The sequence below is a fragment of the Sphingopyxis sp. LARHCG72 genome (assembly GCF_052871675.1).
Map to the genome: position 1 here is coordinate 70,259 of NZ_JBIXJU010000004.1, position 21,188 is coordinate 91,446.

22 protein-coding genes are annotated in these 21,188 nt (G+C 65.1%); 11 read left to right on the plus strand and 11 right to left on the minus strand.

From position 1 onward, the window contains the following. Window positions 1-88 precede the first annotated feature (88 nt). The gene (gene ahcY, locus ACIPPQ_RS10435) at window positions 89-1,504 is read right to left on the minus strand and encodes an adenosylhomocysteinase (protein ID WP_446544034.1); all 1,416 of its coding nucleotides are present in this window, start codon (window positions 1,502-1,504) and stop codon (window positions 89-91) included. Between the two features lie 394 nt (window positions 1,505-1,898). On the opposite strand from ahcY, the gene ACIPPQ_RS10440 reads away from it, so the two are divergent. After that, entirely contained in the window at window positions 1,899-2,297 is a 399-nt protein-coding gene (locus ACIPPQ_RS10440) for a hypothetical protein (RefSeq protein ID WP_446544035.1), read from the plus strand. Here ACIPPQ_RS10440 and ACIPPQ_RS10445 read toward each other — a convergent pair. Both ACIPPQ_RS10445 and ACIPPQ_RS10450 read right to left on the minus strand, forming a co-directional pair. Continuing rightward, window positions 2,294-2,857: a YqgE/AlgH family protein gene (locus tag ACIPPQ_RS10445; RefSeq protein WP_327450891.1), complete on the minus strand. Its 564-nt coding sequence runs from the start codon at window positions 2,855-2,857 to the stop codon at window positions 2,294-2,296. The two genes, ACIPPQ_RS10440 and ACIPPQ_RS10445, sit on opposite strands and share 4 nt — an antisense overlap. 56 nt (window positions 2,858-2,913) lie before the next feature. Next, window positions 2,914-3,711: a hypothetical protein gene (locus ACIPPQ_RS10450; protein ID WP_446544036.1), complete on the minus strand. Its 798-nt coding sequence runs from the start codon at window positions 3,709-3,711 to the stop codon at window positions 2,914-2,916. A 171-nt stretch (window positions 3,712-3,882) separates the two neighbouring features. Here ACIPPQ_RS10450 and ACIPPQ_RS10455 point away from each other — a divergent pair, with 171 nt between their 5' ends. The 5 genes from ACIPPQ_RS10455 (at window position 3,883) to ACIPPQ_RS10475 (ending at window position 10,121) form a co-directional block, all read left to right on the plus strand. Further along, window positions 3,883-4,365, plus strand: coding sequence for a redoxin family protein (locus ACIPPQ_RS10455; RefSeq protein ID WP_446544037.1), 483 nt, complete (start codon window positions 3,883-3,885; stop codon window positions 4,363-4,365). A gap of 172 nt (window positions 4,366-4,537) precedes the next feature. Beyond that, window positions 4,538-7,390: a TonB-dependent receptor gene (locus ACIPPQ_RS10460; RefSeq protein ID WP_446544038.1), complete on the plus strand. Its 2,853-nt coding sequence runs from the start codon at window positions 4,538-4,540 to the stop codon at window positions 7,388-7,390. 93 nt (window positions 7,391-7,483) lie between these two features. After that, window positions 7,484-8,965: an AMP nucleosidase gene (locus tag ACIPPQ_RS10465; RefSeq protein ID WP_446544039.1), complete on the plus strand. Its 1,482-nt coding sequence runs from the start codon at window positions 7,484-7,486 to the stop codon at window positions 8,963-8,965. Next, on the plus strand, window positions 8,962-9,735 hold the full coding sequence (locus ACIPPQ_RS10470; protein WP_446544040.1) for an SDR family NAD(P)-dependent oxidoreductase: 774 nt from the start codon (window positions 8,962-8,964) through the stop codon (window positions 9,733-9,735). The genes ACIPPQ_RS10465 and ACIPPQ_RS10470 overlap by 4 nt, the downstream gene beginning before the upstream one ends. Before the next feature lie 50 nt (window positions 9,736-9,785). Continuing rightward, entirely contained in the window at window positions 9,786-10,121 is a 336-nt protein-coding gene (locus ACIPPQ_RS10475) for a hypothetical protein (RefSeq protein WP_446544041.1), read from the plus strand. Between the two features lie 32 nt (window positions 10,122-10,153). Here the strand turns inward: ACIPPQ_RS10475 and ACIPPQ_RS10480 are convergent, their stop codons facing one another. Then, window positions 10,154-10,957: an SDR family NAD(P)-dependent oxidoreductase gene (locus tag ACIPPQ_RS10480; RefSeq protein WP_446544042.1), complete on the minus strand. Its 804-nt coding sequence runs from the start codon at window positions 10,955-10,957 to the stop codon at window positions 10,154-10,156. A gap of 63 nt (window positions 10,958-11,020) precedes the next feature. On the opposite strand from ACIPPQ_RS10480, the gene ACIPPQ_RS10485 reads away from it, so the two are divergent. Next, window positions 11,021-11,467 (plus strand): winged helix-turn-helix transcriptional regulator, encoded by a 447-nt coding sequence (locus ACIPPQ_RS10485; protein ID WP_446544043.1) that lies wholly within the window; start codon window positions 11,021-11,023, stop codon window positions 11,465-11,467. Between the two features lie 7 nt (window positions 11,468-11,474). On the opposite strand, the gene ACIPPQ_RS10490 is transcribed toward ACIPPQ_RS10485, so the two are convergent. Then, a complete protein-coding gene (locus tag ACIPPQ_RS10490; RefSeq protein WP_446544356.1) occupies window positions 11,475-11,837 on the minus strand; it encodes an SRPBCC domain-containing protein in 363 nt (120 codons plus the stop codon). 165 nt (window positions 11,838-12,002) lie between these two features. Between ACIPPQ_RS10490 and ACIPPQ_RS10495 the strand changes: the two genes are divergently transcribed. Further along, window positions 12,003-12,329 carry an ArsR/SmtB family transcription factor gene (locus tag ACIPPQ_RS10495; protein ID WP_446544044.1) on the plus strand — a complete coding sequence of 109 codons (327 nt, stop codon included), beginning with the start codon at window positions 12,003-12,005 and terminating at the stop codon, window positions 12,327-12,329. A gap of 52 nt (window positions 12,330-12,381) precedes the next feature. Here the strand turns inward: ACIPPQ_RS10495 and ACIPPQ_RS10500 are convergent, their stop codons facing one another. From ACIPPQ_RS10500 to ACIPPQ_RS10510, 3 genes are all read right to left on the minus strand, one after another. Beyond that, window positions 12,382-14,196 (minus strand): M2 family metallopeptidase, encoded by a 1,815-nt coding sequence (locus ACIPPQ_RS10500; RefSeq protein ID WP_446544045.1) that lies wholly within the window; start codon window positions 14,194-14,196, stop codon window positions 12,382-12,384. A 73-nt stretch (window positions 14,197-14,269) separates the two neighbouring features. After that, on the minus strand, window positions 14,270-15,022 hold the full coding sequence (locus tag ACIPPQ_RS10505; RefSeq protein WP_446544046.1) for an alpha/beta fold hydrolase: 753 nt from the start codon (window positions 15,020-15,022) through the stop codon (window positions 14,270-14,272). A 43-nt stretch (window positions 15,023-15,065) separates the two neighbouring features. Further along, on the minus strand, window positions 15,066-15,713 hold the full coding sequence (locus ACIPPQ_RS10510) for a DsbA family protein (protein WP_446544047.1): 648 nt from the start codon (window positions 15,711-15,713) through the stop codon (window positions 15,066-15,068). 126 nt (window positions 15,714-15,839) lie between these two features. On the opposite strand from ACIPPQ_RS10510, the gene ACIPPQ_RS10515 reads away from it, so the two are divergent. From ACIPPQ_RS10515 to ACIPPQ_RS10525, 3 genes are read left to right on the plus strand one after another with little or no spacing between them, the layout of a single operon-like run. Continuing rightward, window positions 15,840-16,286, plus strand: coding sequence for a MarR family winged helix-turn-helix transcriptional regulator (locus tag ACIPPQ_RS10515; RefSeq protein WP_446544048.1), 447 nt, complete (start codon window positions 15,840-15,842; stop codon window positions 16,284-16,286). Next, the gene (locus ACIPPQ_RS10520; RefSeq protein WP_446544049.1) at window positions 16,286-17,380 is read left to right on the plus strand and encodes an HlyD family secretion protein; all 1,095 of its coding nucleotides are present in this window, start codon (window positions 16,286-16,288) and stop codon (window positions 17,378-17,380) included. The genes ACIPPQ_RS10515 and ACIPPQ_RS10520 overlap by 1 nt, the downstream gene beginning before the upstream one ends. Window positions 17,381-17,385: 5 nt before the next feature. Beyond that, window positions 17,386-18,978, plus strand: coding sequence for an MDR family MFS transporter (locus ACIPPQ_RS10525; RefSeq protein WP_446544050.1), 1,593 nt, complete (start codon window positions 17,386-17,388; stop codon window positions 18,976-18,978). Between the two features lie 194 nt (window positions 18,979-19,172). Here the strand turns inward: ACIPPQ_RS10525 and ACIPPQ_RS10530 are convergent, their stop codons facing one another. The 3 genes from ACIPPQ_RS10530 to ACIPPQ_RS10540 are packed head-to-tail and all read right to left on the minus strand — an operon-like array spanning window position 19,173 to window position 21,174. Beyond that, entirely contained in the window at window positions 19,173-19,778 is a 606-nt protein-coding gene (locus ACIPPQ_RS10530; RefSeq protein WP_446544051.1) for a hypothetical protein, read from the minus strand. Then, window positions 19,763-20,398 (minus strand): DUF2238 domain-containing protein, encoded by a 636-nt coding sequence (locus ACIPPQ_RS10535; protein WP_446544052.1) that lies wholly within the window; start codon window positions 20,396-20,398, stop codon window positions 19,763-19,765. The genes ACIPPQ_RS10530 and ACIPPQ_RS10535 overlap by 16 nt, the downstream gene beginning before the upstream one ends. Continuing rightward, a complete protein-coding gene (locus ACIPPQ_RS10540) occupies window positions 20,395-21,174 on the minus strand; it encodes an arginine deiminase family protein (RefSeq protein WP_446544053.1) in 780 nt (259 codons plus the stop codon). Before ACIPPQ_RS10540 ends, ACIPPQ_RS10535 begins: the two co-directional genes overlap by 4 nt. Window positions 21,175-21,188: the final 14 nt, after the last annotated feature.

Below are 21,188 nucleotides of genomic sequence, written 5' to 3' on the forward strand. Positions count from 1 at the left end.
TGAGTGTTCAACATTCCATGCACTTTAGCGGTCTGGCCGCCATAAATGACGGACCTGTGCCAAAAATGTCACAGGTCCGTCATATTGATCAATAACGATAATGGTCGGGCTTGAACGGCCCTTCGACCGGCACGCCGATATAGTCGGCCTGCTTCTTGGTAAGCTGGCTCAGCTGCACGCCCAGCTTTTCGAGGTGCAGCGCCGCGACCTTTTCGTCGAGATGCTTCGGCAGGACGTACACATCGTTCTTATACTGCTCGCTGCGCGTCCACAGCTCGATCTGCGCGAGCGTCTGGTTGGTGAAGCTCGCCGACATCACGAAGCTCGGGTGACCCGTCGCGTTGCCGAGGTTCACGAGGCGGCCCTTCGACAGGATGATGATCTGCTTGCCGTCGGGGAATTCGACGAGATCGACCTGCGGCTTCACTTCGGTCCACTTGTAGTTCGCGAGCGCCGCAATCTGGATCTCGCTGTCGAAGTGGCCGATGTTGCAGACGATCGCCATATTCTTCATCGCCGCCATATGTTCGGCGGTGATCACGTCGGCGTTGCCCGTCGCGGTGACGAAGATGTCCGAACGCTTGACGGCTTCGTCCATCGTCACGACCTCGAAGCCTTCCATCGCCGCCTGCAGCGCGCAGATCGGGTCGATTTCGGTGACGAGGACGCGCGCGCCGCCGTTGCGGAGCGACTGGGCCGAACCCTTGCCGACGTCGCCGAAGCCGGCAACCGTGGCGACCTTGCCCGCGAGCATCACGTCGGTGCCGCGGCGGATCGCGTCGACGAGCGACTCTTTACAACCATAGAGGTTGTCGAACTTCGACTTGGTGACGCTGTCGTTGACGTTGATCGCGGGGAAGGGCAGTTCGCCCTTCTTGGCGATGTGATACAGGCGGTGGACGCCAGTCGTCGTTTCTTCCGACACGCCCTTGATCGCCTTGACCGTCTTGGTGAGGTAGCCCGGGTTCGCCGCGACAAACGCCTTGAGCGCGCGCTGCATCTCGATCTCTTCCTCATTCTCGGGCGCCGGCATCTCCTGCCCGGCTTCGAGCTTCGCGCCCCACAGCGCGAACATCGTGGCGTCGCCGCCATCGTCAAGGATCAGGTTGCAGGTCGTGCCGTCTTCCACGCCCCAGTCGAAGATGCGGCCGACATAGTCCCAGTAATCGGCGAGGCTTTCGCCCTTCACCGCAAACACCGGCACGCCCGACGCGGCGATCGCGGCGGCGGCATGGTCCTGCGTCGAGAAAATATTGCACGTCGCCCAGCGGACTTCGGCGCCGAGCGCGGTCAGCGTCTCGATCAGCACGGCGGTCTGGATCGTCATGTGCAGCGAGCCGACGATCTTCGCGCCCTTCAGCGGCTGCGCGGCACCGAATTCGCTGCGCAGCGCCATCAGGCCCGGCATTTCGGTTTCGGCGATGTTGATTTCCTTGCGCCCGAAATCGGCGAGGCCGATGTCGGCAATCACATAATCACGGGTGTCGGCGGCGAGAGTGGCCACGGGTATTCTCCAGTCAGGCGAGTTCGACCGCAGGCGAGCGGCCACGAAAAACATGCCCGGCGCCCTATCCGAAAGCGGCCCCGCGATCAAATATAAACTTTTCTTTATATCGCTTGCAAAGCACCATCCATCGGCACCCGCAGACAGCCGAATCGACGGCGCAAAAATGCACCGCCCGCGAAAATAATTTTCACGCGCTTCGATTGTGACAATCGGGAGCATCCGATTGTGACACAGAGTCGCCAAAGCCAAGATTCTGAAAAATCTGACTTATAATGCGCCTTGCGATTAGCTTAATTTGCTATTGTGACAACCATGTTACAAATACCCGGAAATATTGACAATTTTCCGTATGCGCGAGAAAATCGACGAAAGTTTTCGGGGAGATACCGCAATGAAAAAATATCTGCTGCCGCTCGTTGCCCTCGCCTTCGCGAGTCCCGCTGCGGCGCAATCGATCGTCGTTGTCACCGCGCCGCAAGTCGATGATTCGGTGCTTCCGGTCGCCTATGCCGAGCTCAAGGCCGGCGAAAATCGGGCCGCGCTCGACAAGCTCACCGGCGATACGACGCTCGACCGGCGCGACCCCTCGCGCCTCATCAATCTCGGCACCGCTTACGCCCGGCTGGGTCGCACCGCCGAAGCCGCCGCCGCCTATGATTCGGCGATCGGCAGCCCGATCCGCTACGATGTCGAACTCGCGAACGGCAATTATGTCGACTCGCGCTGGGCCGCGCGCACCGCTCTGGCCAATCTCAACACCGGCAAGCCGCTGCTCGCGCTCGCGCGCTAGGCTTCGCCGCCTTCGGTTGTCAGCAAGCGGGCGTCCACTCCCGCTTCGGCAAACGCCGCCTGCCACCTTTCGGCGGGCGGCGTTTCGAACAACAGGCCGTCGCTGCCGGGGGTGACGTGCCAGCCGTGGCGAACCATCTCGCCTTCGAGCTGCCCCGGCGACCAGCCCGCATAGCCGAGCGCGACGAGCCAGCGCGACGGGCCGCGCCCTTCGCCGATCGCGCGCAATATGTCGTGCGAACTCGACACCATCCAGCGATCGCCGACCTGCACCGCCTCATGCCCGCCCCAGTCGAGGCTGTGGAGAACGAAGCCGCGCGACGGCTCCACCGGCCCGCCGAGGAATACCGGCTGGTCGAGCGGCACATCATGTTCGATTTCGAGCTGGTCGAGCACCGCGCCGACGGTCATCCCGTCGATCGGATCGCCGACGCCGATCCCCATCGCGCCCTCTTCGTCATGGCTGATCATCGCGATCACCGAATGCTCGAAGCGGGGGTCGCCGATTCCGGGCAGCGCGAGCAGCAGCTGGCCGGTGAACCAGGTGGGGTCCGTGTTCATCGCGCCATCATGCCGGAGGCGGGCCGCGCCGTCCAGTCGCGCGATGCCACCGGCGCCTATCCGCCGGGGACGGCGATCCAGATCGTCTGCGTCGGATAGCCGACCGACAGTTGATAGGTCCCGCCGCCAAGCGGCTTTGCGACCTTCAGCCGAAAGGCATCGCGGCTGTCCCCGACCAGATGAATGATCGCGTCGTACAGCGCGATGTCGACCGGCCCGTTTTTCGCCGTGCCCGTCGCGCGGCTCTCGAACAGCAATACGCTGGCCCCCGGGCGTTCGACGCGCACGAAGAATTCGCGCTTTCCGGTCCAGACATTGCCCCCCGATCCGACGAAGCCGATCGCCATGGCGTCCGCTTCCGACGGTTGCATTGGCTGATAGGCGGCCGGTTCGATATCCGACTGGAACCGGATGTTCGGGAAGGGGACGGCGAGCGCGGGATTCGCGGCGGTGCCGGTCCAGAACTGGTCGAAGCGCCCGTCACCGTCGCGGTCGGCGAGGCACAGGAGGGCCGCGACCGGCTTCGCCGCACGGGCGGTACAAAAGAGCGCGAACGTTTCTTTCCCCAAATAACCCCGATATTCGGCGAGCCCGTCGGCCGGCGCCAGCGTGACCGGCGTCTTTTTGATCATCAGCTGGACCGGGGCGGCGAGGCGTACGAGCGAGGCGACATGCGCCGTCTGCTTCCCGAACAATTGCTGGGCAGCGACCTCGACCGGTTCGCCGCTGTCGGGCGTAGCCGGATCGACGATGACCGGAAGCGTGATCCGCCCGTTTTTCGGCGCCGCGGCGGCCGGACCGGCCATCGCCCCCGTTGCCGCGAGTATTGCGGCCGCAAGGCGGCCCATGGGCATCAATCGCATTCCATCCCCCATCCCTCTGGACATGGTGCCGCAGGAATCACGGCGCCAGGGTCCAGTCAAGCGATACGCGCGACGGCAAAGCAGCCGCCGGCGCTTGACTCCCGCGTCGGGCCACCCAATGTCACCGCCACCATAGCCCCCTCAACGAAAAGGATGCCGACCATGACGATCCAGACCGGAGACAAGCTCCCCGACACGACCTTCGTAAAGGTCACCGAAAACGGCCCCGAACAGGTCAGCACCGCCGATTATTTCAAGGGCCGCAAGGTCGCGCTCTTCTCGGTTCCCGGCGCCTTCACCCCGACCTGCTCGGCAAAGCACCTGCCGGGCTTCGTCGACAAGGCCGACGAACTGAAGGCCAAGGGCGTCGACGAGATCGTCTGCACCGCGGTCAACGACGCCTTCGTCATGGGCGCGTGGGGCAAGAATGCGAATGCCGGTAGCGCGGTGACGATGCTTGCCGACGGCAATGGCGATTTTGCCGAAGCGGTCGGCCTGACCATGGACGGCAAGGCGTTCGGCATGGGCAAGCGCGGCCAGCGCTTCTCGATGATCGTCAACGACGGCGTCGTCGAACAGCTCAACGTCGAAGCGCCCGGCGAATTCAAGGTGTCGAGCGCCGACCATATGCTCGAACAGCTCTAAGGCGCCGCTTCGCCCGCCGGCCGGGGCCTGTTGCCCTCGTGCCACAGTGCCGGATTAATCTCGTCCGGCGGGCGTTTCCTCTCATCCTTGTCCGCTTTCCGGGCGTTGCTGAACCGGCTGCAAAAAATGGCAGCCGGCCGCAACGGCCTGAAAACGACAGGAGGAGAGGATTATGAAAGGATTTCAGCATTTCGCCCGGTCCGGGGCGGCGCATATCGCCGTCGCGGCCGCGCTTGCAAACGCCGCACCGGGTCACGCCCAGCAGGCGGCGCCACCGCAGGACAGCACGGCCGAAACCTCGGGCGACACCATCGTCGTCACCGGCTCGCGCATCCGCCGCGACCCGCTCGATCAGGATGCGCCGATCGTCTACGTCGGACAGGAAGATATCGCGAAGACCGGCCTCAATTCGGTCAACGACGTGCTCCAGCGCCTGCCGAGTTCGGGCGGCGGTCTCAACAGCAAGTTCAACAACAGCGGAAACCTCGGTAATCCACCCGATGGCGGGGGCGTGGGCGCCGGCGCCGCCGAAATCGACCTCCGCTACCTCGGCTCGCGCCGCGTGCTCGTGCTCGTCGACGGCATCCGCTATGTGAATGGCGCGTCGGCGAGCGGTGTGCCCGGCTCGACCGACCTCAATTCGATCCCCGAAAGCGCGATCGAGCGGATCGAGGTGCTGCAGGACGGCGCTTCGGCGATTTACGGGTCCGACGCGATCGCCGGCGTCGTCAACATCATCACCAAGAAAAGCCAGGAGGGGCTGCGCGCCAGCGCGCAGGTCGGCGGCTATGGGCAGGGCGACGGCTTTACCAAGAGCGCGCAGCTAAGCTGGGGCAACGGCCGCGGCCCGACGCAGATTGTCGTCGGCGCCAACTATGTCCACCAGGACGGCGTCCTCGCGGGCAGCCGCGCGATTTCGCGCTTTCCCGCGCCCTATTCGAACACCTGCCTCGACGGCGGCTGCTCGGGTTTCGTGCCGCTCGGGCGCTTTATCGTCTTCGGCAACGACCTGACGCTGCGCGGCCCGGTGATCGGCCGCAACCCCGTGTATAATGCGGGCAATCCGACTGACCCGGCGAGCGATTTCAAGGCCTTCACCGACGCCGATCGCTTCAATTTCGGCCCGTTCAACTACCTGCAGATTCCGGTCGAACGTTATGGCGCCTTTATCAACGCCCGGCAGGAAATTTCGGACAGCATCAATTTCTCGGTTCGCGGGATCTGGAACCAGCGCAAATCGAAGAACCAGGCTGCGCCGCTGCCCTTCGGATTCGGCCCCGCCGCGGGGCTGACGCCGGTGCTCGACGCGATCACCGTCGATGCCACCAACCCGTTCAACCCGTTCGGGGTAACGCTCGACGCAAGCAACACCGATCTCGTCTATCGCCGCTTCGTCGAGGGCGGCCCACGCCGCTTCAATCAGACGGTGACGACCCTCTATGGCGTCGCGACGCTCGACGGCAGCTTCGACATCGGCGGCGGACGCAAATGGTATTGGGACATCAACGCCGCCTATGGCCGCAACAAGGCGAAGCAGACGATGTTCGGCAACATCAATTCGGATCGCCTGCGCCGCGCGCTCGGCCCCGTCGCCGCCTGCACCGGCGACTGCGTGCCGTTCAACATCTTCGGGGGCGTCGGGTCGATCACCCAGCCGATGCTCGACTATGTGATGTTCACCCAGCGCGACCGCAGCCGCCAGTCGACCTTCAGCGCCTCGGCCAACATCACCGGCAGCCTGTTCGACCTGCCGGGCGGGCCGCTCGGCATCGCCATCGGGGCCGAGTATCGCAAGCTCAAGGGCAGCTTCGATCCCGACCCGATCGTCGCGGCGGGTTTCAGTTCGGACATTCCGGCGCTGCCGACGCGCGGCAGCTATGACGTCAAAGAAGCCTATGCCGAACTCAGCGCCCCGGTCCTGTCCGACACTCCCTTCTTCGACCTGCTCGAATTCACCGGCGCGGTGCGCTGGTCGGACTATTCGACCTCGGGCTCGACGACGACATTGAAGGGCGGGGTCAACTGGAAGCCGGTGCAGGACCTGCGCCTGCGCGCCTCTTATGCCGAGGGTTTCCGCGCTCCTTCGATCGGCGAACTGTTCGGCACCCAGTCGCGCTTCGACCAGTCGATCAACGATCCCTGCTCGACCTCGACCACCGCGGGACAGAACTGGAACAACAACACGACCGTCCGCGCCAACTGCATCGCGCAGGGCGTCCCCGCGGCGGGCTATGCGCAGGCCAATCCGCAAATCTCGGTCCTCGTCGGCGGCAACCAGGCTCTCGCACCCGAAAGCTCGCGCAGCTGGATCTTCGGCGGCGTCTATAGTCCGGGATTCGTCCCCGGCCTGTCGCTCGAGGCCAATTATTACGACATCAAGATCAAGGGCGCGATCCAGTCGGTGAATGCCGAAATCACGCTGGCGCAATGCGTCGGGCAAAATGACGCCGATGCCTGCGCGCTCGTCACCCGCGCGTCGGGCGGCCAGCTGACCTTTGTCGAAGGCCTGCTCCAGAATATCGCCGGCATCCGCACCAAGGGGATCGACGCCAACCTGACCTACCGGACACAGGAAACCGCCGCCGGCCGTTTCGCCTTCACCTGGAACAACACGATCCTGACGAAATATGACGTGATCGTGCCGACCGCCGACGGCCAGCTCGTCGTCAGCCGCGAAGGAACCGAACAGGGCAGCCCCAGCCAGGCCTTTCCCAAATGGAAGTCGGTCGGCATCCTCGACTGGGACGGCACGTCGATCGGCGCGACGCTGACCGGCCGTTATGTTTCGGCGATCCGCGAACCGCTGGCCAACGACAACAAGCTGAAGGCGCGTTTCTACACCGACTTCCAGCTACGCTGGTTCCCGGCGGAGGATCGCGACGCCTTCGGTTTCGCGCTCGGCGTGAACAATCTGTTCAACGTCAAGGCGCCGGGTTGTATCAGTTGCGATCTCAACAATTTCGATCCGACCGCTTATGATCTGCCCGGACGCTATTATTACGTCCGCGCCAGCTTCAAGATGTAACAAAAGGGGGCGGCGGCGCGGCTCGAAAGGCCGCGCCGCCTTCTATTCCCCGGCCCCTTCCCTTTTGTCATATTTTCGTGCAACACCACCGCGATGACATCCAGCTCATCGCAAGACACCACCGACCCCACCGCGCTCGTCGACGACATCATCGCCGAACTTCAGACCGCGTTCCGCACGTCGGTCTCCAATCTCAAATCGGCGATTGCCGCCTATGTTCGCGACCGCACGCTGCCGCCGGCCGATGCCGCCGCGACCGGCCTGTTCGACTATCCGGCAATCCGCCTGACCACGACGGGCGAGCAGCGCGAGGGCCAGACCGCGCACAACCTCGCCTTCGGCCAGTTCGAGCGCGCAGGCACCTTCGTCACCACGGTGACGCGCCCCGACCTGTTCGCCGATTATCTGCGCGACCAGCTCACCCTGCTCGCGCGCCACTACGACGTCACACTCGAAGTGACGCGCACCGGTCAGCAGATCCCCTTCCCCTATGTGCTCGACGCCAGCGACGGCTCGGACATGGGCGGGGTCACCCCGCTCGAACTGGCGCGCCATTTCCCGACGACCGAACTCGCCGACATCGGCGACGAGCTTGCCGACGGCCTGTTCGGCGCCGACCCGGCCGCCGACCAGCCGCTCGCGCTGTTCGACGCGCTGCGCACCGACTTCAGCCTCGCGCGCCTCCGCCACTATACCGGCACCGCGCCCGAGCATTTCCAGCGCTACATCCTGTTCACCAACTATCATCGCTATGTCGACGAATTCGTCGCCTGGGCGGGCGCGCAGGTCGGGCAAGGCCGCTACACCGCGCTCGCGGGCGCCGCGGGCCTCTATGTCGACCAGCCGGGCGTCAACGCCAGCGCACTCGTCGCCGACAGCGCCTGGCGGCGACACCAGATGCCCGCCTATCACCTGATCGCCCCTGATGGCGGCGGCATCACGCTCGTCAACATCGGCGTCGGCCCCTCGAACGCCAAGACGATCTGCGACCATCTCGCGGTACTGCGTCCCGAAGCCTGGCTGATGATCGGCCATTGCGGCGGGCTCCGCCCCAGCCAGCGCATCGGCGATTATGTGCTCGCGCACGCGTACCTGCGCGACGATCATATCCTCGACAGCGTCCTGCCGCCCGAAATCCCGATCCCGCCGATCGCCGAAGTGCAGGTCGCGCTCGCGACGGCAGCGGAATCGGTGTCGGGCACCAGCGGCGCCGACCTCAAGAAGCGGATGCGCACCGGCACCGTCGTCACCACCGACGACCGCAACTGGGAGCTGCGCTACACCGACAGCGCGCTGCGCTTCTCGCAGTCGCGCGCGATCGGTATCGACATGGAGAGCGCCACCATCGCGGCGCAGGGCTATCGCTTCCGCGTGCCCTACGGCACCCTGCTCTGCGTCAGCGACAAGCCGCTCCACGGCGAACTCAAGCTGCCCGGACAGGCGAACCGCTTCTACGAGGAAGCGATCGCCGCGCACCTCCAGATCGGCATCCGCGCGTGCGAGACGATGCGCGACGAAGGCGCCAAACTGCATAGTCGTAAGTTGCGGGCGTTCAACGAGCCGCCGTTCCGTTGAGCGGGACGCCGTCGCTGTCGCGATCGGTCGCGGGGCGCGTCGCGATCGTCACCGGCGGGGCGAGCGGCATGGGCCGCGCGACCGCGCTGCTCCTCGCGAGCGAAGGCGCGAAGGTCGCGGTCACCGACCTCGACCTCGCCGCGTGCGAGGCCGTTGCCGCCGAAGCCGGCTCGAACGCCAGGGCCTTCGCGCTCGATGTCGCCGATGGCGAGGCGATCAAACGCACCGTCGCCGACATCGCCGCGCATTTCGGCGGCATCGACATCCTGATCAACAATGCCGGCGTCTCCAGTTTCGCCCCGCTCGACGCGGAGGATGAATATGAGGCGATCTGGCACCGCGCGCTCGCGGTGATGCTGACCGCGCACCAGCGCATGGTGCGTGCCGCGCTGCCGTTCCTTCGCCGGAGCGACGCGGCGCGCATCGTCAACATCGCCTCGACCGAGGGCCTCGGCGCGACACCCGGCGATACGCCCTATGTGGCGGCGAAGACCGGGGTCACCGGCCTGACCCGCGGCCTTGCGGTCGATCTCGGCAAGGAGGGCATCACGGTCAACTGCATATGCCCCGGCCCGATCCGCACCGGCATGACCGACAAGGTCGCAGAGGAAGACAAGGCGGTGTTCGCGCGGCGCCGCACCGCGCTACGCCGCTACGGAGAGCCCGAGGAAGTCGCGCATATCACGCTCAGTCTCGTTCTCCCCGCTGCAAGCTATATCACCGGCGCGATCATCCCGGTCGATGGCGGGCTGATGGCGCGCAACGCGTAAATGACCGCTTTGGGGTGGGAAGCGGACATATTTGTTGTTACGCAATCGGCATGAACGCCAACGATTATGATCTTGAACTTGAGCAGTTGGAAGAGCGCGCCACTGGCAGGCTCTTAACCGCCGACACATTCGACGGCGCGGCGTTCGAAGTGCTCTATAATCATATTTCGGACAAAGCCCGAGATCTTCGAGAAGTGAGCGTCGTTTCGAAGCAAATCCTTCGTTCGCTGCGGCAAGCGTCCGCAACCATTCGAAGCCGATCAGATTATCTCGCGTCGGTTCACGACGAGCTTCCTGTCGCCGATAGGTTTGAGATGTTGCTCGATCTAATCATCATCGGGGAACACCCCGACGATAGAAAGCCCGGCATCCCCCGAATCATCTAGTTGAACGTCTGCAATCGGTCGGAAGCTCTCCCTCAAACCGCTTCGCTGACCAGATAACGCGGCGCCACATCGCGCCGCGACAGCCCCGGCCCCATCGCGAGCCGCGCCGCATGATAGGCATCCCACTGGCCTTCGTCGGCGAGCGGCGGGATCGTGACCTCCTCGCCGCGGTCGAGACCGAGCAGCGCGGCATCGACGAGGTCGCCGGCATCCATCACCATCTCCGCCGGAAAGGCGTCGACGTCCTTGCCCGAGCGCTCCCAGATTTCGGTGCGTGTGGCGCCGGGCAGCACCGCCTGAACATGCACCTGCCGTCCACGGAGGCTGTTGGCAAGCGACAGGCTGAGGTTGAGCAGGAACGCCTTCGACCCGCTGTAGACGCCCTCGAAGGTTTCGGGCGCGAGCGCGAGGACCGAGGCGATATTGACGATCGCCCCCTTCCCGCGCGCGTCGAACGCCTTGCCCGCAGCGATTGCGAGCCGCGCCGCGGCGGTGATGTTGAGCGCGATGATCGTCTCGATTTCGGTGGCGCTATTCTCCAGCGTGCCGCCGTTCAGCGACATGCCGGCGTTGTTGACGAACAGGGTGATCGCCGTATCGTCGATCAGGCGCTGCTCGATCCGCGTTACATCATCGCTCTTGGTGAGGTCGGCGGCGACCACATCGACCGCGACGCCCGTCTCGGCGCGCAGCTTCGCGGCGAGCTCTTCCATCTGCGCACCATTGCGCGCGACGAGGATCAGATCATGCCCGCGCCGGGCGAGGCGGTCGGCATAGACGGCACCAAGGCCGGTCGAGGCGCCCGTGATCAGGGCCGCTCCACTCTGGATAGTCATATCATTGCTCCTTGTGAGGCGGCCCGGAGCGAGTCGCTTGCAAAATGATAGTGACTGCCCCATATGAGTTCAATGAGCGAGGATGAAAATAATTTGGGCACCTGTCCCGTCGACCGCGGGCTGATGCGCGTCGGCGATCGCTGGAGCATGCTGGTCCTGCGCGATATCGAGCGCGGCCTGACCCGCTATGAGCAGCTTCGCACGAGCCTCGGCATCGCACCGAACATATTGGCGCGGCGCCTGTCGGCGCTCTCCGATGCGGGATTGATCGAGAAACGGCGCTACAGCGAGCGCCCGCCGCGCGACGAATATCTGCTGACCGACGCGGGCCGCGACTTCCTGCCGATCCTGATGGCGATCGGCGCGTGGGGGCGGAAACATAATGGCGGCGGCGCACTCAGCCGCCACCTCGACGCCGAAACGGGCGAAGCCGTCCGCCCGCTGGTGGTCGACGCCAACACGGGCGCCCCCATTGGCTCGCGCCCGCTGCGCTTCGAAATTCCGGAATGAAGCAGCCCTATTTGTACATGCCCTCGCGCAGGTTGATCCCGTGCTCAATCCACGCCTTGAGCGCGCAGAGCATCTGCGACCAGCCCTGGCAATTGCCGTAGGACGCCCCGAGCGCGGCCTGGTTCTCGCGCCAGCCTTCCTCGGCGATCTCGACCAATGTGCGCCCGTCGTCGAGGCCCTTGAAATTCATCGTCACGCGCGTGCGATAGTCCGCGTCCTTGGGCTCACTGCCTTCGATATTGTGCGCCTCGCCCTCGCTTGCCTGCCATTCGAGCACGATCTTCTCGTCCGCCACGACCTCGATCACATAGACCGGGAAGGCGCCCGGAAAATCGTGGAAGTCCCATTCGACCGTCGCACCGGTCTCCAGCCGCCCCTTGGCGCCGCCCGTCGATAGTTCGACAGCTTTGCGGGGTCGGCGACCGCCTCGAACACCTCATGCACCGGCTTCGCGATCCGCGCCGCGACCCTGAATTTCAGCTCCATGACCATTCTCCGCTTGAGTCGGAGGGATTTTATGTTATAAATTTATAACATGTCAATCCACGAAGAATATGATCGCGTTTTCAAGGCTCTGGCATCGCACATCCGCCGCCAGATCCTCGACGATTTGAAGGATCAGCCGCTCACCACCGGGACGCTGTGCGCGCATTTCCCCGACCTCGATCGCTGTACGGTGATGCAGCATCTCAAGGTGCTGGAGGATGCCGGTCTGGTGATCGCCGAGCGCCGCGGCCGCGAGCGCTGGAACCATCTCGACGCGATACCGATCCAGGACATCCACGACCGCTGGATCGGCCCGCACGCCGCCGCCGCGGCTGCGAAGCTTGCCCGCTTCAAGCAGGCAGTCGAAGCCAAATGAAAATGGCCGGGAAGTTTCCTTCCCGGCCACAGGCATTTGTCGATGTTATGGCTTACCAGCCTTGCGGCTTGCCCTTGTTCTGCTGGTCGAGCCAGGTCTTCAGCGGTGCGAAATAGTCGGCCATTGCCTTGCCCGACATCTCGCGGCTGCCGGTGAAGGCCTGAAGCGCGTCGGGCCAGGGCTTCGACGCGCCCATTTCGAGCATCGCGTTCAGCTTCGCGCCGACCTGCTTGTTGCCATAAAAGGAACAGCGGTGGAGCGGCCCCTTCCAGCCGGCCTGCTTGCACGCTGCCTGATAGAATTGGAACTGCAGCACGCGCGCGAGGAAATAGCGCGTATAGGGCGTGTTGCCCGGGATGTGGAACTTCGCGCCCGCGTCGAACGCGTTCGCCGGCCGCGCGCCCGGCGGGACGATCCCCTGATATTGGGTGCGCAGCTCGGTCCATTTCTTGTTGTAGTCGGCGGGCTGGATCGAGCCGTCGAAGACGCCCCAGCGCCAGCGGTCGACGAGCAGGCCGAAGGGCAGGAAGGCGACCTTGTCCATCGCCTGACGGAGCAGGAGGCCGATATCCTTGTCGGCGCTCGGCACCTTCGCCTTGTCGAGCAGCCCGATGTCGACGAGATATTGCGGCGTGATCGACAGCGCGACGAAATCGCCGATCGCCTCGTGGAAGCCGTCGTTCGCGCCGTTGAGGTAAAGGAACGGCTGCTTGTTATACGCGCGCTGGTAATAATTGTGGCCGAGTTCGTGGTGGATCGTGATGAAGTCATCACCGTTCACCTTGATGCACATCTTGATGCGGATATCGTCCTTGTTATCGACGTCCCATGCCGAGGCGTGGCACACGACCTCGCGGTCGGCGGGCTTGAGGAACTGGCTGCGCTTCCAGAAGGTTTCGGGCAGCGGCGCCATGCCGAGCGAGGAATAGAAATTCTCGCCCGCCTTGACCATGTCGAGCGGGGTCTTGCCCTTTGCGGTCAAGAGGTCGCCGATGTCATAGCCGAGATCGCCGGTCCCCGCGGGGGCGACGAGCGGGTAGATATTGCCCCATTCCTGCGCCCACATATTGCCAAGCAGGTCGGCACGGATCGCGCCGGTCTTCGGCTGCACCCCGTCGCCATATTTCTCGTTGAGCTTCCAGCGCACATAGGTGTGGAGCGCGACATAGAGCGGCTTCATGTCCTGCCAGATCTTTTCGGTGACCTTGGCGAACTCCTCGGGCGGCATGTCGTAACCCGAACGCCACATCGCGCCGGTGTCGGCGAAACCCAGTTCCTTCGCGCCGGCGTTCGCGATGCCGACCATCTTCGCATAGTCGTCCTTCATCGGCGCGCCGACCTTGTCGTGCCAGCTCGTCCACATTTCGGCGAACTGCGCCGGCGTGTGCTTGAGGTCGCCCATCGCGGCCTCGATATCCGAGCCGGAGATTTCCTTGCCGTCCAGCGTACCGCGGCCCTTGCCGTACTGCGACTGCAGGTCGGTCGCGATCGTGTTGAGCTCGGTCGCGGCGCCCGGCGTCGTCGGCGCAGGCAGCACGATGCCGGTGCGCAGGATATCGAGCTTACGCTTCGTGTCGGCGCTGAGACCCGCGACGTTCATATATTTTGCGGCTTCGAGCGCATATTTGACCGATTTTTCGGTGCCGACCGCGTTGATCCGCGACGCCATCGCATCGGTATCTTCGGTCAGATAGGTGCTGTTGACCCAGTTCACCTGGCTCGCCTCGACCGTATAGTCGAACAGATCCTTTTCGACCGACGCGATGAAGGCGTCGGCATCGGCGGCGGTGGGGGCCGCTTGCGCAAAGGCAGGGGTCGCCACCGCGAGCGACAGGGCAAGCGACAGCGTCGAAATCATGGCTTTCATGGGGTGCGTCCTCTGGAATATTTGCCGCGCTCTGCGGCGCATGGCGACAGCTAGGCGCTTCGCGCGAGTCCGGTCAAGCCGTCAGGAAAGCCGCGATCGCCTCGCCCAGTTCGGGCTGGGTGACGCTCGACATATGCGTCCCCGGGATCGTCGCGAGCTGCGCATCGGCGAGTGCCGCGACAAGTTCGGGCGCCGAGCCATTGTCCTGATCATCCGCGCCGCACACGACGAGCGTCGGCATCGTCAGCGCCGCGAGCGCGTCGGGCGAGGTATCGGTGAAGCTGTCGAGCAAATGCCCCGCCGCGATGCGGTCGACCTTCATCGTCTTCATGAACTGGATCGACAGCCATGTGTCGTCGCCGCGCTTCGCGGTCTCATATTCGGCGATGACGCGCTTGAAGAAGCGGCCGCGCCGCTGCCAGCCGGCGAGCCCCGCGAGCCCCATGCCGCCGAGAATCAGCCGCTTGGGTTTCATCCCCGCAACCACCGCGCGCACGCTCGTCCGCGCGCCGAGCGAAAAGCCGCCGAGGTCGAAATCGGTCAGGCCGAGGTGCGCCACCAGATCCTCGAGGTCGTGCACCAGCACGTCGGAAGGATAAAATTCCTCGTCGTGCGGCGCATCGCTCGACCCGTGGACGCGCAGGTCCGGCATGATCACGCGATACCCTTCCGAAGCGACGCGTGCCGCGGTGCCGAATTTGATCCAGTTGACCTCGCCGCTCGAAAACAGGCCGTGGAGCAGCAACAGCGGGCGCCCCTCACCCATTTCACGCCACGCCAGTTGCACGCCGTCGCGCGCGTCGAAAAATCGGGGTTCGGTCGTCATAGGCCGGCTATGCGCTCCAGGGCCGTGGTTCGGCAAGCACCGATCAGCGCGGACGCAAGCCTTTCTGCTCCATCCGCCATTTCGCCATTTCGATGCGGTCCTGTCCGAAGAAGGGCTCGCCATCGAACACCAAAGTCGGCACTCCCCAATGGCCCGCAATTTCGAGCGCGACCTGGTTGGCGGCGATTTCATTATCGAGCACCTCTGCGTCGCTCACCGCTTCGGCATCGAGTTCGGCGAGGTCGAGGCCCGCGCGCTTCGCCGCGCCCGCCAGATGGTCGCCAAGGTGCCAGTCCTGCGCCCCGCCCCAGATCAGCTGCCCGACCTCATGCGCAAAGCCGAGGCTCTTGCCGCGCCGCGACGCCGCCTGCCCGAGCCGCGTCAGGCGATAGATATACGGTTGCTCGGCCGCGATCGCGCGCGTCGTGATATCCTGCACGATCGGGTCGGGGCGCGGCGGACCAAAGGGAATGCCGTGGAACTGTGCGACGCGGATCATGTCGCGCACCGTATAGCTCAGCCAGTTGGGATGGTTGCGTTCGAAGAAATCGGGCTGGCGGATCGCGAGCGGATAAACCGGGCGCAGGTTGATCGTCACATCGTGGCTGGCGGCCAGCGCGCGATAACGGCCGATAGCGAGGTAGCTGTACGGCGAGCGGAAGGACCAGAAGAGGTCAGCAGTCAGACTCATTCACGCATCCTGCCCAAAAACACGCGCAGCGCAAGCAGTGTAAAGAAAATTTACACCACATTCGAGGTTGTTGGCACGGTCAGCCATATGTTGAATATAGTAGCAATTGCTATTATATCCTAGTCTATGAGCGAGACGATCGGATTCCTGCTGAACGATACCGCGCGCCTGTTCCGGCGTTCGTTCAACGCGCGCACGAAGGGCAGCGGCATCACCGCGCTGCAATGGCGCCTCATTACATATTTGAAGCGGCACGAGGGGATACGGCAGGGACCGCTCGCCGAGCTGATCGAAGTCGAACCGATCACGCTGTCGCGCATGGTCGACCGGCTGGTCGAGGCCGAGCTGGTCGAGCGCCGCGCCGATCCCGCCGACCGCCGCGCCTGGCAGCTCTACCTGACCCCGCGCGCGGGCGAGCTGCTCGGCGGGATGCGCGACACCGCCGACGCGCTGACCGCCGAGGCGACCGAGGGGCTGAGCGACGCCGAGCGCGACCAGCTCATCGACCTTGTCGAGCGCGTCCGCGCCAACCTCTCCCGCCGCATCTGCCAAAAAGAAAAAGAGACCGCCTGATGGACCAGCTCTCCCCCTCCCGCCCGAAGGCCGAAGAAGCCGCGGCGCCCAAGGCCGCGCCGAAGCCCGATCCCTTGCCCTCACCGACGGCAGAGGTGGCGCCGAAAGCAAGCTGGCGCACACGCGTGCTGATGTTCGGCCTGCCTGCGCTGCTGGTCGCGGGCGGCGCCGGCTGGTGGCTGACGAGCGGCGGGTCGGTGTCGACCGACAACGCCTATGTCCAGATGGACAAGGTGTCGGTCGCCGCCGAAGTCGGTGGGCGGATCACCGAGGTCGCGGTGCGCGACGGACAGCAGGTCGCGGCGGGGCAACTCCTGTTCCGGATCGACGGCGAACCCTATGCGCTGAACGTCGCACAGGCCACAGCCGCGATCGACGCCGCACAAGTCGAGGTCGGCAACCTGTCGGCGAGCGCGAACACGTCGAGCGTCGACATCGCCGCGGCGCGCGAGGACGTCAAATTCGCGCAGGTGACCTTCGACCGGCAAGCGGCGCTGATGGAAAAGGGCTTCACGACCAAGGCCGCTTATGACGCGGCGCGCCACGCGCTCAGCCAAGCGCGCGAGAGCGTCCGTCAGGCCGAAGCCGCTGCCGCCGAAGCGCGGACCAAGCTCGCCGCCGGACCGTCGAGCGGGGTCAACCCGCAGGTCGAGGCGGCGCGCGTCCAGCGCTCGCAGGCACAGGTGAACCTCGGCCGCACGACCGTCCGCGCGCCCAGCGCCGGCCGCGTCGCGCAGTCGGACCGGCTCCAGATCGGCCAGATGATGGTTGCGGGGCTGCCCGCGGTCACCCTCGTCGACACCGCGCATCCGTGGGTCGAGGCCAATTTCAAGGAGACCGACCTCGCGAACATGCGCGTCGGCCAGCGCGCCGAGATCAGCTTCGACGCCTATCCGGGCGTGAAGGTGCGCGGCCATGTGCTGACGATCGGCGCGGGCACCGGCAGCGAATTTTCGGTGCTGCCCGCGCAGAATGCGACCGGCAACTGGGTCAAGGTGACGCAGCGCGTGCCCGTCCGCATCGCCTTCGACGAAAAACCCGCACGCGACATGATCGCGGGGCTGTCGGCCGACGTGCGGGTGTTTACGAAGTAAGCCCCGTGGCGAGCAACGCCCTCCCCCGCCGGGCTGCCGCCGCGTCGGCGCCGGCCGACGACGCGATCCCGCTGCACGAGCGCGTCCGCCATCGCGGCCTTTTGACCGTCGCGGTCATGGGCGCGTCGATCATGCAGATCCTCGACACGACGATCGCCAATGTCGCCATCCCGCACATGCAGTCGGCGCTCGGCGCGACGAGCGAGACGGTAACGTGGGTGCTGACGAGCTATATCCTCGCCTCGGCGATCGCGATGCCGATCACCGGCTGGCTCGCCGACCGCATCGGGCGCCGCGAACTGTTCCTCGCCGCGGTCGCGGGTTTCATCGTCGCGTCGATGGCGTGCGGTGCGGCGCAGTCGCTCGAACAGATGGTCGCCTTCCGTTTCCTGCAAGGGATCAGCGCCGCCTTTATCGGCCCGCTGTCGCAGTCGGTGATGCTCGACATCAACCCGCCCGAACGCCATGCGCGCGCGATGTCGATCTGGGGAATGGGGATCATGATCGGCCCGATCCTCGGTCCCGTGCTCGGCGGCTGGCTGACCGAAAGCGTCAACTGGCGCTGGGTCTTCTACGTCAACCTGCCCGTCGGCCTGCTCACCCTCGCGATGATGTGGGCGCTGCTGCCCGCGACGCGAAAGAGCGACCGGCGCTTCGACCTCTTCGGCTTCTCGATGCTCGCGCTCGGCCTCGCCGCTCTGCAGCTGATGCTCGACCGCGGCGCGCACGAGGACTGGTTCAACAGCGTGGAAATCTGGATCGAATGCGGCGTTGCCATCGCGTGCCTTTGGATGTTCTTCGTCCATCTGTTCACCGCGCGCGGCGATACGCTGTTCAACCGCAAGATGCTCGCCGACCGCAACCTCGTCACCGCGATGGGTTTCATGGTCGTGATCGGCGTCGTGATGTTCGCATCGATGGCGCTCCTTCCCCCGATGCTCCAGAATCTGTTCGGCTGGCCGGTGATCGACACAGGCTGGGTGCTCGCGGTGCGCGGGGTCGGCATCCTGATGAGCATGTGGGTCGCGGGGCAATTGCTCGGCAAGATCGACGCGCGCTGGCTGGTCGGCACCGGGCTGCTCACCGCCGCCTACTCGCTCTGGCAAATGAGCCACTGGTCGCTCGCGATGGGAATGCAGCCGGTGATCGTCAGCGGGCTGGTGCAGGGGATCGGCATGGGCCTCATCTTCATCCCGCTCAACACGATGGCGTTCGCAACGATCGCGCCGCAGCACCGCACCGACGGGTCGAGCCTGCTCAACCTCCTTCGCAGCCTTGGCGCGTCGGTCGGCATCTCGGTCGTCACCACCCTGCTCGGCTCGAACATCCAGACGAGCCACGCGGACCTTGCGGCGCATGTCACCAACAGTTCGGTCAGCCTGCTCGACCCGTCGACCGCCGACCGCTTCGGCATCGCGGGCGACGCGGCGCTGGCGATGGTCAATGCCGAGATCAACCGGCAGGCGGCGATGATCGCCTATATCGACGATTTCTGGTTGATGATGTGGGTGACTTTGCTGTCGGTGCCGCTGGTGGTGCTGCTCCGTCCGCCGAAGCCGGGTGGGCCGAAGGCGTCGGCGGCGGATATGGGACATTAGGAAATTTAGTTGATCACGGCCCTTGAACGCGAGCGATCCATGCTCATTTATACAATATTGTGGTCCCGTAGCACAGCTGGATTGGTGCACCCCTTTCGCAAGGTGGAGGAGGCAGGTTCGAATCCTGCCGGGAATTCGGCGAAAGCCTAAGACGGCCGGTAATCCATGGATTACCGGCCGTTTTCAAATCCGAGTCAGCGGAAAAAACAGTTCACGCCCGCGAACAGCGCGTCGATCTTCGCCGCATCGCCGGGCGCGGCGAACATGCCGCCGATGACCTTGTCGCCGGTACCGATGCTGAATTCCTCGCCGAGCGTGCTGTCCTCGAGGTCGACGATCGACACCGATTCCTTGGCCTTGACGCGCGTGGTGCCGATGGCGATCCCGCTCATCGTCGAATAGAGGTTCGCGCCGGGTTCGTTGCCGAGGAACCAGCCGGCGAACTTGCCGTCCTGGAAGTTGAGCGTCATCGCGTCGTAGCGCGTGAATTCCATCGGACCCGCGCCGCATTCCTCGTTGGTGCTGCGGTCGTCCTCCTTGCCCGCGACATTGGCGAGCGCGGTTTCGGCCTGCGCGCGCGGAACGCCGAAGGCGAGCAGGCTCATCTTGCCCGTGGTCTTGTCGACGAAGCGCAGCCCCTCGCCATCGAGGCTGACCGCGGTGGTTGCCGCGTTCGGGCCGTCGGCCTTTGCCTCAGGCACCGCGGGCGCGACGGGATCGGCGTCAACCGGGGCCTTGTCGGCGGCGGGTTTGCACGCGGCGAGCAGGCCGATCATCGCGAGGGTTATGAACTTGCGCATGCCTGTCTCCTGTCGCGGCGCGGGATTGCCAGCACCAGTATCGCACCCAGGGTCGCAAGCGCCATATCCTTTTGCGCATCCCAGATATCGCCTTGCTGCCCATTATAGCGGTCGGCGGTTTCGCCCGCCGCGACGATGGTGAGCAGCCATTCGAAGATTTCGTAGAGGCAGGATATTGCCAAAACCCAACCGAGCACGGTCAACGCCGCGCCGCGCGGGCCGAGCCCGCCCCACCGCCGCGCGATTTCGGCGACGGGGATCACCGACAGCGCGCCGAAGGCAAAATGGACGAGCCGGTCATAATGGTTGCGCGTCCAGCCGAAGGCGTCGGAGAGGGTCGCACCGGTCAGCGCGCGCGCCCAGTCGTCATAGGGGACATTGCTGTACGCGTAGCGCCCGCCGAGCGTATGCAGCGCCATGAACGCCACAATGCACGCAACCGACGCGGTCGACAGCGGCCAGCGGCGGAGAAGCCATGGCGCGGCGACGATCAGCAGCATCGTCGGGATGTGCTGGAGCAGCGCGACTTCGGGATAGGGCTGATCGATCTGCGCGACGAGCAACAGCACAAGGAGCAGGCCGATCAGGCGGCGCTGCGCGGGCGGGGTGGCGGCGCTCACCAGCGCAGCGACATGCAGCTGAGCCCCGCGTCGATATGCGCGATCTGGTCGGTCGGCAGCGGACGGATCGCGACGCCGCGCGCGCCGAGCAAAGCGTGCGTTGCGGGCCAGCGATCACCGACGAGGACCGTGTCGCGGATGCGCAGGATATTCGCCGCGGGTTCTTCACCGGGCGGGGTCGTGACGACCTCCAGCCCAGCGAACTGCGGACAATCGGCCAGCGCGGAGACGGCGAAGATCGTGCGGTCGTCGATCAGCCCGCATCCGGTCTTGAAATGGAGGACGCCGGGCGGCGTTTCGGCGATCTCGGCAGGGTAGCCGAGCTTGCCGAGCAGCCCCGCGAGTTCTTCGGCGCCGGTGCGGTCGGTGCGCGCCGAAAGGCCGATGATCACGCGGTCGGCAAGACGCAGGATGTCGCCGCCATCGGCATAGCCGGGGCCGGTCATTTCGAGGAGGCGGCTGTGGTGCGCCGCGAGCGGAGCGCGAATATACGCAACCTCGCCCGCGCGGCTCGGCGCGCCGGGGCGGAGCAGGATCGCGCCCTCGGGGAAGGTCAACGCGACATCTTCGGTGAACAGCGCGTCGGGGCAGTCGTCGAGGGGTTCGAGGACTTCGACCGCGAGGCCAAGTTCGCGCAGCGTCGCGACATAGGCCTCATGCTCGGCGAGGAGACCGTAAAAATCGGGATCGGGTCCGCCGTCGGCGCGGATGCCCTTGACCGCCGAACGCGCGGGTGCGCGGCAGAGGGCATGGGAGAAGGCATAGGGGCTCGTCATGCCCTCATCCCTAC

Excerpts from the sequence above, each read along its gene's own strand:
- ACIPPQ_RS10445 (WP_327450891.1), bottom strand. The coding sequence starts at position 2,857 with ATGAACACGGACCCCACCTGGTTCACCGGCCAGCTGCTGCTCGCGCTG.
- ACIPPQ_RS10500 (WP_446544045.1), bottom strand. The coding sequence starts at position 14,196 with ATGAAAGCCATGATTTCGACGCTGTCGCTTGCCCTGTCGCTCGCGGTG.
- ACIPPQ_RS10540 (WP_446544053.1), bottom strand. The coding sequence starts at position 21,174 with ATGACGAGCCCCTATGCCTTCTCCCATGCCCTCTGCCGCGCACCCGCG.
- ACIPPQ_RS10530 (WP_446544051.1), bottom strand. The coding sequence starts at position 19,778 with ATGCGCAAGTTCATAACCCTCGCGATGATCGGCCTGCTCGCCGCGTGC.
- ACIPPQ_RS10460 (WP_446544038.1), top strand. The coding sequence starts at position 4,538 with ATGAAAGGATTTCAGCATTTCGCCCGGTCCGGGGCGGCGCATATCGCC.
- ACIPPQ_RS10510 (WP_446544047.1), bottom strand. The coding sequence starts at position 15,713 with ATGAGTCTGACTGCTGACCTCTTCTGGTCCTTCCGCTCGCCGTACAGC.
- ACIPPQ_RS10480 (WP_446544042.1), bottom strand. The coding sequence starts at position 10,957 with ATGACTATCCAGAGTGGAGCGGCCCTGATCACGGGCGCCTCGACCGGC.
- ACIPPQ_RS10440 (WP_446544035.1), top strand. The coding sequence starts at position 1,899 with ATGAAAAAATATCTGCTGCCGCTCGTTGCCCTCGCCTTCGCGAGTCCC.
- ACIPPQ_RS10505 (WP_446544046.1), bottom strand. The coding sequence starts at position 15,022 with ATGACGACCGAACCCCGATTTTTCGACGCGCGCGACGGCGTGCAACTG.
- ACIPPQ_RS10450 (WP_446544036.1), bottom strand. The coding sequence starts at position 3,711 with ATGCCCATGGGCCGCCTTGCGGCCGCAATACTCGCGGCAACGGGGGCG.
- ACIPPQ_RS10475 (WP_446544041.1), top strand. The coding sequence starts at position 9,786 with ATGAACGCCAACGATTATGATCTTGAACTTGAGCAGTTGGAAGAGCGC.
- ACIPPQ_RS10515 (WP_446544048.1), top strand. The coding sequence starts at position 15,840 with ATGAGCGAGACGATCGGATTCCTGCTGAACGATACCGCGCGCCTGTTC.
- ACIPPQ_RS10495 (WP_446544044.1), top strand. The coding sequence starts at position 12,003 with ATGTCAATCCACGAAGAATATGATCGCGTTTTCAAGGCTCTGGCATCG.
- ACIPPQ_RS10520 (WP_446544049.1), top strand. The coding sequence starts at position 16,286 with ATGGACCAGCTCTCCCCCTCCCGCCCGAAGGCCGAAGAAGCCGCGGCG.
- ACIPPQ_RS10455 (WP_446544037.1), top strand. The coding sequence starts at position 3,883 with ATGACGATCCAGACCGGAGACAAGCTCCCCGACACGACCTTCGTAAAG.
- ACIPPQ_RS10465 (WP_446544039.1), top strand. The coding sequence starts at position 7,484 with ATGACATCCAGCTCATCGCAAGACACCACCGACCCCACCGCGCTCGTC.
- ACIPPQ_RS10485 (WP_446544043.1), top strand. The coding sequence starts at position 11,021 with ATGAGTTCAATGAGCGAGGATGAAAATAATTTGGGCACCTGTCCCGTC.